The following is an 11534-nucleotide window of genomic DNA, read 5'->3' on the forward strand; positions in this document are numbered from 1 at the left end:
CGTTCGGCTCGCTGTTCAGGAGCGCCGGCCGGCCGGGGCGCACACGGTCCCTCGGAATCCGTGTGCGACCCGGCCGGGGCCGGGCTCAGTCCCCCCGCAGGATCCGTGCCGCCCGCGCGTCGAGTTCCGCGCGGAAGAGGGCGGCCCGTTCCGCCTGCGCCAGGCCGTGGTCGTGCTCCAGCCGCCGCATCCGCTCCGACGTGTCCTGCTCGATGCGGTGCCGCCGCACCTCGTACTCCATGGTGGCGCAGGCGTGCTGCACCTGAAGGTCGTCGGAGTGCAGACGGCGGCTCGTGTCGAGGCGGGCGGTGAGCAGAGTGTCGTACGTCGTGCAGCCGCTCATCAGCTTCGCCAGGACGGGCATGGCGTCGACGGCCAGGATCAGCAGGTGCAGTACGACGAACACGAACCCGGCGTACCAGTCGGACCAGGCGACCGCTTCGAGCGCGTGGGCCCGCGTGAGGATCCCGTCGTCGTCGAGTTCGGCCGCCCGCTGCCGCGTCTTGGCGTCGATACTCCGCTGGAGAGCGGGCTGGTAGGCGTCGCCGGCCTTCTCCATGCGCGCGGTCAGGGTCCGGCCCTTCGCGACGAGGTTCTCGAGTTCGCCCTCGTACCTCTTGATCTTGCTGGTCGTGCGGTAGGACGAGGAGTCCGCGCGGGCGCGCTCGCAGGTCTGGCTGACGTCGGCGACATCGCCGTACCAGATCCACTTGTCCCGGGCGCATTCGCGCTGCTCGGTGGCCATCTTGGCGTTCAGGGTCTTGTTGATGCCGTCGACCTGGGCCCGCATCGCCTTGGTTCGGGCGGTGTTGCGCTGGATGTCGTCACGGAGCTGGGCCGTGGAACCCTCCACCTTCAGCTGGTACTTCCCGCATGCGGCCCGGCCGCTGGTGTCCGAGCCGTCGGCGGGGTTGCAGGACACCAGCATGCCCTTGTAGGTGCTCACCTTCTCCTCGTTGCCCACCGCGATCTGCTGGTGGATCTCCTTGTCGAAGATCTGGAACAGCAGCGGCTCGGCGATGAAGAGACCGAGGAGCACGGAGAGCACGAGGCGCGGCAGCAGCACCCGCAGCGGGTTTCTGGCCGGCACGCCGTGGGTGCTCGACACCAGCCAGCTGTCCAGGGCGAGGACCACCCAGAACCAGACCACGGCGACCAGGATCACCACCGCGAGCGGGAGGTCGGAACGGAAGGTGCCCATGGCCAGGGCCATGGAGACGCCGCCCAGCAACGCGGTGTTGACGACTATCGCGCCGTAGCGGGTGTAGCGGGCTCGCTCCTCCGGCACCCAGTCCAGTACGTCCTCGTCGACGCCGATCACCCCGCGCAGCCGTACCGCCGGGCTCCGGTCGGAGCGCGCCGGGCGGAAGGGCCTCGGGTCGTCGGGGAACGGTGCCCAGTCGGCCGGGCGGACCGGTGCGTCAGTCGCCAAGGTTCGCCTCCGAGACTCCGATGTCGCTGTCGTCGCCGTCGTCGCCGTCACCGTCGACCACATCGGTGGGGGCCGGCCTCCTGGTCTGCTTGTCGAGGCGTTCCGCCGAGGCCTTCTGCACCTCCTCGTCCCGGCCCTGGCCCAGCGCCTGGGCCGAGCCGTACGGGGGGATCTCGCTCACGCTGTTGATGAAGGCGCCCATGTCGACCGCCGCGTTGTCGACGAGCCCCCGGTTGACGAGGTGCTTGCCGAGGTCGATGCGCCGCTCCGCCCACTTGCGCTGCTCCTCGCGCAGCAGCTGGGCGTCCTGCCGGCCCTCCAGCCGTTCGCGCAGCCTGTCCTCGCGCGCCTCCGCCCGGCTGCGAGCCTGTTCCTCGCGCTTGGCGGCGGCCTCCTCGTTCCGGTCCTGGCGGGTCAACTCCCTGATCCGGTCGCCCCGGTCGAGCCGGTAGCGCCGCTCGTCCCGGTCGAGGGCGGCCCGCCGCTCCTGGTCCTCGCGCTCCAGGGTGGCCCGGCGCTCCAGGTACTCCTGTTCGAGCTTGTGCAGCGCGTCCTCGCGTTCGAGGCGACCGGACTCGTCCTCGCGACGCCGCTCGGCGAACGCGCCGGCGGTCAGGTCCCCGCTGCGGTTGGCGTAGAAGTCGGCGGCGATCGGATCGTTGCCGATGACCCGGAGGTCCTCGGTTATCTGGTTCCGGACGAACCCGTTGCGCTGGGCCTCGAGCCCGAGCGCGTGCTCCTGCCCCTCGGCGCTGTCGGTGCGCTCGTACGTCGTGCGCATCCGCTCCCGCTCCTGGCGGTTCAGCTCCTTCATGAGGGCCTCCTCGCGCCGGATCTCCTCGCGCAGCCGCTCCTTGTCGGCCTCGGCGCGGACCCGCTCCTGTTCCATCTCGTCCCGCAGGCGCTCCTTCTCCCGGGCGAGCCTGGCCTCCTCGACCTCCTTCAGGTGCGCGGCGAGTTCCTCCGGGGTGAGGACGTCGACCGCGGACGGCACGGCCTTCAGGCCGGAGACGACCGGCGGCCGCATGTCCAGATACGCGGCCAGCCGGGCGTCGACCCGGCGGCGCACGGTGGCCGAGTCGACGATCCGCAGATCGCCGCCCTCCTCGGCGAGGCCCGGGATGCCCCGGAGGTAGCCGAAGAGCAGCGCCTCCACATCGGTGACCCCGTCCCGTACGACGGCACGCGCGTCCGTGACGGTGCAGTGGAAGGTCGTCCGCAGGGTGAAGTCGCCCACCTCGGCGGACGGGATGCGCATCTCGACGACGACGGGAACGCTCGCCCTCCGGTCGACGACCGTGACCGAGCTGGCGGCGACCACCACACCGTCGTCGGGCCGCAGCCGGCCGTGGTCCTCGACGTACTCCTCACCGACCCTGAAGACCCGGACCTGGTGTGCGGCCAGCGGCGGCAGCTCCCCGTCTCCCCTGCTCGTGCGCTTGCGCAGCCAGCCGCCGCGCTGCTGCGCAAGCCCGTACTCCCGCTGTTCGACCAGCGGATATCTCTGTGCCATGCGTGTCAGTCCTCCGTGCTCAGTACGGCGGTCAGGAAGGTCTCGGTGAGGGCGGCGGCGACCGTGTCGTCGGAGCGGGCCGCCATCGCCCGCAACGCCCTGTCCAGCAGGGGGCGTTCGTCCGCCGGCAGGGCGGCGCCGACCGCCCGGCCGAAGCGTCCGGCTATGGCCTCGGGCTTCTCGCACGTGGCCGGCAGGGCGCGCAGGGTGTCGTGCAGGTCCCGCAGCGCCGAGGCGCGCCGCGGCCGGTTGCACAGCAGTCCGGCCCACAACTGTCCGAACCTGTCGATCAGTTGGGGGCGCCGTCCGGCCAGTACGGCGCAGACGGGGCGTTTGCTGCCCAGGTCGCGTACCGTCAGGACGGCCTGGACGGCGTCGAAGGTGGCTTCCTTCAGATGGGTCGCGGCGCCCGTTCTCCCCTGGACGCCCATCCGGTGCGCGAGGGCCGCGAAGACGAAGACGACGCCGGCGTTCTCCCGGGACGCGACCTGCACGGCGACGAGGGCGGCGAGGGCGGAGACCGCCTCCGCGGACTCGTCACCGGCCCGGCTGATCAGATGCCACAGCCACTTCACGGCGTCGGAGGGGAAGCGGACGCCAAGCTCCCCGCCGAACGCCGCCATCGCCGTCGAGCGCAGCCCCGGGTCGCGGGACTGGGCCCAGCCGCGGGCGACGGCCAGCGCGGTGGCGCCGAGGTTCTCGTCCAGGAGGCACATCCACCACAGCACCATCGTGGCCGTGGACTGCCCGAGGGGGCCCGCCGTGCCCCGCGCCCAGGGGTGCAGATAGGACTCGGCGACCTCGTCGAAGGCGGGCCGGGCGAGCAGGGCGAGGCCGGAGGCGACGGACATCTGGAGGTCGGGGTCGGGCACGGTGCGGACCATGTCGGTCAGCCAGTCCCGTACGCCGTCCCAGTAGTCCGTCGAGTGGTTCGCCCACAGTTCCTCCAGGACCCACTGCCGGTACTGCGGGCTGCGGAAGACCAGCACGGTCCGGCTGAGCGCGCCGTGCTTCTGCGCCTCGGTGGCGACCAGGTCGTTACGGGCCAGGGAGCGCCGTCGGTCGACGGTCCGCCGGGGCGCGGCCGCCGGGGCGCCGTCCGCCGTGGCCGTCCCGGGACCGGTCGGCGTCTGGGGGAAGGCCGGGGCCAGATACGGCTCAAGACCTTCCTGGCACAGCTCGAAGTCGCGGCGCCCGGCACCGATGACGAAGGCGAGCGTCGTGACCTCGGCGGCCTCCTGGAGCGAGCGTTCGGCGGCGAACCAGTCGCGCACGGGGTGCGCGGCGCTGCTGCCGTACTCCTGCCAGACCCCGGCCGGGTCGGCGCCCCGGGCGATCCGGTCGGCGGCCGCGACGGCCTCCGCGATCCGGCATCCGGCGGGCAGCAGCCCGACGGCCTGCTCGACGGTGCTCTCGGCGCATCCCGCCTTCCGCAGCCGCACTCGCAGCACGTCCGCCAGGGCGGGGACCTGCCAGGTCAGATGGCGTACGGACTCGGGGGGCTCCCCGTCGACCGTGTGCACGGTGGTCACCACCAGGTGCGCACCCTGCTCGCGCACCGCGTCCCGGACCCGCCGCCAGTCGAAGTCCGCCGTCCCGGACGACGAGCCCTCGTTCATCCGGTCGAGCAGCACATAGCCGTTGCCCTTCTCGAAGGCCGGCCGCCCGGTGGCGAGCTCCTCCAGGCTCCGGCCCGGGGAGAGCACCACGTACTCCGCGCCGTCGGCGACCGCGTCGAGGAGGGCCACCGCCCCCGAGCGCTTGCCCGTGCCGGGCGGCCCGACCAGCACCACCACACCGTCCTGCCGCAGCGCGCGCACCGCCTCCTCGAAGCAGGGCGGTGCGACGTACGACTCCAGGACCGCGTCCGCCTCTCCGGCGTCGAGCCGCCCGATGGCCCGGCGGCGGGTGTTCGGCGTGTCCGTGCCGCCGATCCCGCCGATGCCGAAGTGGGCGTGGCGGGCGTCGAGGGAGCCGTAGAAGTGCTGGTTGACGTTGTTGTGCTGGACCTGGGCGGCGCGCTCCGCCTTCTCGGCGGCCGACGCGGCCGAGGCGTCCTTCTCTGCGGCCGTCTCGTCCTTCCTGGCAGCCGTGTCCTTCTTCGCCGCCGTGTCCTTCTTCGCCGCCGGGTCCTTCTTCGCCGCCGCCGTGTCCTTCTCGGGGTTCACGGTGTTCTCGGGTGCGGCGGTGTCCTTCGCCTCGGCTCCTGCGGCGTCGGGATCCGCGCCGGGATCCGCGCCGGGATCCGCGCCGGGATCCGCGCCGGCACCGGCCGCTGCGGGCGGGGGCGCGGAGGCGGGCGCCGTCCATTGCTCCCCGGCAGGCGTCCCCGGCCTCTCCTGCTGCTGTTCGTGCTGCTGTTCCTCGTTCATTCCCGGCCGTCACTCGGAGTCACTTGGAGATTCCGAAGACGGCGCCCTCGGCGTTGACGGTTCCGTAGAACTGCTGAACGACCGTGTCCACAGGAGCAGTTGGCGCATTCGGGGGGCGCGCGGCGGGCGTTTCACCACCCCCAGGGCGTGGGCCGTCCGCGCCCGCGCCGTCCAGTTCGAGCCCGCGTACGTCGTACCCGGGCACCCAGATCCACGCCCGCCCGGTGTACTCCTTCTCCTCGATCCGCACCTCGCGGAACTCCTGCGCCCGGATCGTCGTGTACGCCTCGCGGATCACGTCGTTGAAGACGGTCGACGAGACCGCGACGGCCAGAGCGGCGTCCGGTGCGGCGGCCAGGGCGGAGCGCAGGACCGCGCTGTCGCGGATCCGGCCGATCTCGACCGGAGCCCTGCCGACGAATCCGTTGGCCGCCGGGGACGCCGTACCGAAGTGCACGGCCGCCCTGAGTCGCAGCCACGCCTGGGGCAGCCGCCCGTGGTTGAAGGCCCGCAGTCCCGCGTCCAGGCTGCGCATGAACGTGTCGACGAGGTCCGGTTCGGACGCCCCCTCGGGCAGGACCGCGAGCACCGAGTCGCCGGCCTCCTGCGTCGCCCACCGCTCCCGCTCCAGACCGGCCGCGTCCGCCGCCTGCCCGAGCAGCCGCTGGATGGCCTCCTGCAACTGCGTCTGTGTCAGTACGTCGACGCCGCCGTACCCCTTCGCGTCGACCGCCAGCAGCAGTCTGCGCCCGAACGTGCTCATGTTCCCCACTCCCCGACTTTCGTGCTCTCGTGAATGCACCGGCGCCCGCTCCCCCGGACACGCGGACGCCGGTACGGCTCAGTCGTACACGCGCGACGCGGCCCGGACCCCGTGGAAATACGGGATGCAGCAAGATGCGGGAATTCCCGCAAAGCAATAGAAGTGACTGGTTCGACCGGCGGAACCGGCGCCTGACTGGACGGGTCGTACCCACCGTCACGAGGAGAACGCATGCCGTCCGCCGGTGCCGATCCGGACAACCGCCCCGCGCAGTACATGTTCACCGCCCTGCAGACCACCCATCAGCACGCGGACACCAAGGCCGGGATCCTGGCGGCCGCGCAGGCGGCGCTGGTCGGCACGGCCGACACCTGGAGCCGGCAGGCCCTGCACACCGTGGAGCGGGGTGGAGCGGCGGGCGTGCTCGCCGGGACGCTGCTCACCCTGTTCCTGGGCGGCCTGTTCGTCGGCGCCGGCTGTCTGGCGGCGACGCTGCGGCCCCGGGTGCTGCACTCCGCGCACGCCAACAGATACAGCTTCGTCCACCTCGCCTCGGGCCCCGACATCCTGCCCGCCGAGGCTCCCGGCGCCGACGAGGCGACCGATCGGCGGGAGCTGTCCCACACGGTCAGGTTTCTCGCGCGGGTGGCGCTGCGGAAGTACCGGTGTCTGACCGGTGCCGTGGTGTGCACGGCGGTGATGGGGACCAGCGCGGGGCTGTTCGTGGTGCTGCGTCCCGTACTGGCCTGAGTGCCGAAGGAGGCTCAGCCGCCGGGGCTTTTGGGGGCCGTCAGGGACTCTGGTGCCTTAGGGGGCCGTCAGGACCCTTGGGGTTCGTGGCCTTCGTGGCCTTCGCGGCCTTCGGGCGCCAGGTTCGCCAGCTGCCTCAGCCGGGGCAGGTCCCGGACGACCGTCGAGCGGTAGCCGGTCTCCAGCAGACCGCCCTCACGCAGTTCGCGCAGCCCCTTGTGGATCGTCGTCTCGGCGGCCCCGGTGAGCGCGGCCATCTCCGGCTGCGTCAGCCGGCAGCCGACGACGACGCCGCCGTCCGTCGGGCGCCCGTAGGAGGTGGCGAGCTCCACCAGGAGCCGGGCCAGCCGCACCTTGGCCGGATAGCCGCGGAAGTCCAGGCGCCGCCGGTTCGCCCAGCGCAGCCGGTCCGCGACGATGCCGGCCAGGGCCATGGACACCTCCGGGCGCCGCATCAGCAGACCGTGCAGCACCCCGGGTTGCAGCACCCGGGCCGTCATCGGCCCGCACGCGGTCACCGTGGCCGAGCGCGGCGCCCCGTCCATGGCCGCCATCTCCCCGATCGAGTCGCCGCCGACCCGGACGGCGAGCAGCGACGTCTCGCCGTTCTCCACGGTCGCGGTCACCTTGGCGAAGCCGGACAGCAGCAACAGGACATGCCGGTCGTGCGCGCCCTCGGTCAGCAGCACCTCACCCGGCTCGAACCGCGTCTCGACACCCAGGCCGAGCAGTTCCCGCCGCGCGGGCGGCGACAGCACCCCCAGCAGACTGCGGGCAGGCCACTCCTCGGAGTCGTACGGCGTGAACACGGTTCCCCCCGGCAGTTCGGCGACTACGCCTCAATCCTGCCGCCGACCACGCCCCCGGGCGAGGAACTCTCACCACCCGGTCCCGCCGACTTCGCGTGTGGCACGACCGGCCTTCATTCAGGAGGAGTTCACTCCGGATCGCCTTTCCTTCGGCGCGGACACCTCCGGGTGTCGGCGGTCCCGGGACGCGGCGCCGCGACGGAGGAGGGACGGTGCCAGTGTCAGGGTCACGGTGATCGAGGCGACGGCCATGATCGTCATCGCCGGGCCGGGTGAGGTGAGTTGGGCGACGCCGCCCGCCAGTGCGGCGCTCACGCCCTGCATGGTCAGCATGCCCGAGGTGTGCAGTCCGAGGCCGTGGCCGCTCAGTTCGTCCGGGATCAGGGACACCAGCCGCTCCTGCTGGATCAGGCTCGAACCGAAGCCGATCGAGGCGACGGCCACGCACGCCGTCGCCAGGGCCACCCCCGGCCGGAGCGCGAACAGCAGGTACGGCGCCGCGAGCAGCAGCAGGAACGGGATGCCCAGGCGGGCCCGCACCCGGGGCGCAAGGAAACGGCCCGTCGTCACGTCCCCCACGAACATGCCGAACGCCGCGAAGGCGAACAGCGCGCCCGCCCGGCTCGGCGCGTACGACACGAACAGCGACTCGCAGCCGACGATCAGGCCGTTGGGGATCCAGAGGAGGAGGTAGAGGGTGCGGCGCTCGGGCGAGGAGAACAGGCGCGCGTTCGTGCGCCAGGTCTGTACGACGGACGGGCGGCCGGAGGCGCGCGGGGCGCGGCCGGTCAGGCCCAGGCGGGCGGTGAGGGCCGACGCCAGGTAGAGCGCCGCCGCCGCGAGGAGCGTGACCCGTGGGGACAGCAGCGCCACCAGGACGCCGCCCGTCGCGTACCCCGTGATCTGTGCGACCCCGCTCATCATGTTGAACACCGAACGGCCCAGCAGATAGCCCTCCTTGGCGAGGATCTCGTTCAGCAGGCCCCACAGAACTCCGCCGCCGAGCGACTGGACCAGGCCGAGGAGCAGCAGCAGGACGAAGATCGTCCAGACCGGGAGACCGGGTGCCGCCATCACCGCCGTACCGAGCGCGAAGGCGAGCGCGATGCCCGCCACGGTCGCCCGCGGCGGCAGCCGGTCCGCCGCCGACAGGAGGGTCGTCGCGCCCACGACCTGCGCCAGCGACGGGCCGAACATGCTCAGGGCGGAGAGCAGCGGCGAGTCCGTCGCCCGGTACACCAGCGTGCCGAGGGCCAGACCGCTCACCGTGGCGGCCGCGGTGCGGAAGCAGGAGGACACGAACAGCGGGGTGAACTCCCGCGTGCGGAAGAGGTCGGAGTAGCTGCGCATGCGCGGAGTCTCGGACGGCGTACGCGGGGGCCGTTATTGTTTCGCGGGGAGGCGAAACATGGGCTGGTGGCAGGTCAACGCCGACACTCTCGCCGGCTGCCGCTTCGTACTGTCACCGCTCGCCGAGACCTTCGCGAGCCTGAAGCTGCTGCACGCGGGGGTCGCCTCGCACCCCGGTGAGCGCGGCTGGCTCGACGCCCACCTGCCCGCGTACCGGGAGCTGCTGGCGGCCGATCCGGTCGCCGCGCAGCTGGTGCGCTCCGGGCTCGGGCGGGACTGGATCGCCGACTTCTTCACCCCCGCCCCGCGGGAGAGGGAGACCTTCGAGGAGGAGGTCGCCCGGGTCCGTTCGGCTTCCCCCGAAGCGGCCCGCGGCCACCTCACCGTCTCCCTGCGCGGCCCGCTCCCCGCCCGCCTGCACCGCGACGACCTCCCTGAACGCGCCGCCGACCTCCTCACCTGGCTCTGGACCGAGGCCGTACGCCCGTACTGGGCCCGGCGGCGGCGCGTCCTCGAGGCCGATGTCGTCGCGCGGACCGCGCAGTTGGGCCGGGGCGGCTGGGCGGCCGTGCTGGACGAGCTGCGGCCGGGGACGCGCTGGCTCGGCGAGAACCGGTTCCAGGTCAATCCGCACGCGTACCCGCCGCGCGAGATCTCCGGCGCCCAGCTGTTCTTCGTACCGGTCACCCCGCAGCGGATCGGCTGGGTGAGCTGGGAGGAGCCCCACCGGTACGCCGTCGTCTACCCGTGCGCGGGCGTCCTGGCCGGCGGCGGGTCCGAGGCCGTGCCCGCGAGCCTCGGCGCGCTGCTCGGGCCCGCGCGGGCCGCCGTGCTCGTCCTCCTCGGCTCTCCCCTGTCCACCTCCCAGCTGGTCGCCGTGACCGGGCAGCGGCTGGGGTCGGTCGGGCGGCATCTGCGCGTGCTGCTGGACGCGCGGCTGGTGGAGCGGCGGCGGGCGGGCCGGTCGGTGCTCTACTCGCGGACACCGGCCGGTGAGGTCCTGGTCAAGGCCCAGAGCGGGGACGACACCGAGCGGAGTTAGCATCCGCTCATGACTACAGACAACGCTGCCACCTCTGTCCTCGACACCGAGATCGACGCGCTCCAGGGCGGTTCCGCCGACCTTTCGCAGTACGCCGGCAAGGCCGTCCTCATTGTGAACGTGGCCTCCAAGTGCGGGCTGACCCCGCAGTACGCCGGTCTCGAGCGGCTCCAGGAGCGGTACGCGGCCCAGGGCTTCACCGTGCTCGGCGTGCCGTGCAACCAGTTCCTCGGGCAGGAGCCGGGGACCTCCGAGGAGATCGCGGAGTTCTGCTCGGCGACGTACGGCGTGACCTTCCCGCTGACCGAGAAGGTCGAGGTGAACGGGGACGCGCGGCACGCGCTGTACGAGAGCCTCGTGGGCTTCGCCGACGGCGAGGGGCACACCGGCGACATCCGCTGGAACTTCGAGAAGTTCCTCATCGGGCGGGACGGGAAGGTCGTCGCCCGCTTCTCTCCGCAGACCGAGCCGGAGTCGGCCGAGGTCGTGACGGCGGTGGAGCGGCAGCTCGCCGGTTGACCTTGCCCCTGGGGCAAGGACGAGTGTCCTGTGTCACCGGGCGGACGGCGCCCGGTGACGGAGGATGGGCTCGTGGACCGGGAACTCGTGGAACTCGTGGACCAGGAACGTGTGCGCTCGGGTGAGCTGCTCACCATCGGCGCGTTCGCCGCGCGCTCGCGGCTCTCGCCGAAGGCGCTGCGGCTGTACGACCGGCTCGGTCTGCTGCCCCCGGCACACGTCGACGCGACGACCGGCTACCGCTACTACCGCGCCGACCAGGCCGAGCGCGCCCGCATGGTCGCGCTGCTGCGGCGGCTGGACATGCCGCTCGCGCGGATCGCCGAGGTGGTGGAACCGGCCGGGCTCGACGGCCCGTCGGCGGCCGACCGGCTGGCCTGCTACTGGGCGGAAGCCGAAGCGCGGTTCGCCTCGCAGCGGACGCTCGCCGAGTACCTCCGTGGACGACTGTCGGGGAGGAGCTCCGAGATGTACGGGAAGTTCGTGGTCGAGACGGTGGACGTGCCCGAGCAGGTGCTGATCACACAGACACGGCACATCCTGCCGGACGAGCTGCCGACGTGGATCGGGGCGGCGCTGGGGCGTCTGGAGGACGCGGCGCAGGCGTGCGGGGGGACGACCGGGGCGCCGTTCGTCGCGTACCACGCGGAGGTGTCGCAGGAGAGCGACGGGCCGGCGGAGGCCTGCGTGCCGGTCGCCGACGAGGCCGCCGCGCGGGCGTGGGCCGAGGAACACGGGCGGGCCTGGGACACCGGGGTCCGCGTCGAGCCGGCCCGGCGTCTCGCCTACACCCGCATCACGAAGGCCCAGGTGGCAAACCCGCAGATCCACGCGGCCTTCGAGGCGGTGGAGGAGTGGATCGCGGAGCGGGGGCTGAACCACGCGGGGCCGTGCCGGGAGGTGTACTTCGCCGACTGGGACGCGGCGGGGCCTCAGGACGCGGTGTGCGATGTGGCGTTCCCGGTGAGGTGACGGGGCGCGCCG

Annotated in this window: 10 protein-coding genes; 4 read left to right on the forward strand and 6 right to left on the reverse strand. The window is 72.7% G+C overall.

Translation table 11 applies throughout. The features are described 5' to 3' along the window. Positions 1-85 precede the first annotated feature (85 nt). The 4 genes from GTY58_RS19730 to GTY58_RS19745 are packed head-to-tail and all read right to left on the reverse strand — an operon-like array spanning position 86 to position 6080. Positions 86-1432, reverse strand: a complete 1347-nt coding sequence (locus GTY58_RS19730; RefSeq protein ID WP_037644731.1) for a DUF4407 domain-containing protein — start codon at positions 1430-1432, stop codon at positions 86-88. Beyond that, entirely contained in the window at positions 1422-2945 is a 1524-nt protein-coding gene (locus tag GTY58_RS19735; protein WP_010985202.1) for a hypothetical protein, read from the reverse strand. Before GTY58_RS19735 ends, GTY58_RS19730 begins: the two co-directional genes overlap by 11 nt. A 5-nt stretch (positions 2946-2950) precedes the next feature. Beyond that, the gene (locus GTY58_RS19740) at positions 2951-5317 is read right to left on the reverse strand and encodes a hypothetical protein (RefSeq protein WP_010985203.1); all 2367 of its coding nucleotides are present in this window, start codon (positions 5315-5317) and stop codon (positions 2951-2953) included. Positions 5318-5336: 19 nt separating this feature from the next. Then, positions 5337-6080 (reverse strand): hypothetical protein, encoded by a 744-nt coding sequence (locus tag GTY58_RS19745; protein ID WP_037645087.1) that lies wholly within the window; start codon positions 6078-6080, stop codon positions 5337-5339. A gap of 231 nt (positions 6081-6311) precedes the next feature. Here GTY58_RS19745 and GTY58_RS19750 point away from each other — a divergent pair, with 231 nt between their 5' ends. Continuing rightward, positions 6312-6830 carry a Pycsar system effector family protein gene (locus GTY58_RS19750; RefSeq protein WP_010985205.1) on the forward strand — a complete coding sequence of 173 codons (519 nt, stop codon included), beginning with the start codon at positions 6312-6314 and terminating at the stop codon, positions 6828-6830. Between the two features lie 68 nt (positions 6831-6898). Here the strand turns inward: GTY58_RS19750 and GTY58_RS19755 are convergent, their stop codons facing one another. After that, entirely contained in the window at positions 6899-7639 is a 741-nt protein-coding gene (locus GTY58_RS19755) for a Crp/Fnr family transcriptional regulator (protein WP_010985206.1), read from the reverse strand. Positions 7640-7756: 117 nt separating this feature from the next. After that, positions 7757-8989 carry an MFS transporter gene (locus tag GTY58_RS19760; RefSeq protein ID WP_010985207.1) on the reverse strand — a complete coding sequence of 411 codons (1233 nt, stop codon included), beginning with the start codon at positions 8987-8989 and terminating at the stop codon, positions 7757-7759. Between the two features lie 58 nt (positions 8990-9047). Here GTY58_RS19760 and GTY58_RS19765 point away from each other — a divergent pair, with 58 nt between their 5' ends. The 3 genes from GTY58_RS19765 to GTY58_RS19775 all read left to right on the forward strand — a co-directional run bounded on the left by GTY58_RS19765 (position 9048) and on the right by GTY58_RS19775 (position 11522). Next, a complete protein-coding gene (locus GTY58_RS19765) occupies positions 9048-10031 on the forward strand; it encodes a winged helix-turn-helix domain-containing protein (protein ID WP_010985208.1) in 984 nt (327 codons plus the stop codon). A 9-nt stretch (positions 10032-10040) separates the two neighbouring features. Next, positions 10041-10550 carry a glutathione peroxidase gene (locus tag GTY58_RS19770; protein ID WP_010985209.1) on the forward strand — a complete coding sequence of 170 codons (510 nt, stop codon included), beginning with the start codon at positions 10041-10043 and terminating at the stop codon, positions 10548-10550. A 72-nt stretch (positions 10551-10622) separates the two neighbouring features. After that, a complete protein-coding gene (locus tag GTY58_RS19775) occupies positions 10623-11522 on the forward strand; it encodes a MerR family transcriptional regulator (protein WP_010985210.1) in 900 nt (299 codons plus the stop codon). Positions 11523-11534 lie beyond the last annotated feature (12 nt).

This window comes from Streptomyces sp. SID5469 (genome assembly GCF_009862865.1).
Classification (GTDB): Bacteria; Actinomycetota; Actinomycetes; order Streptomycetales; family Streptomycetaceae; genus Streptomyces; species Streptomyces avermitilis.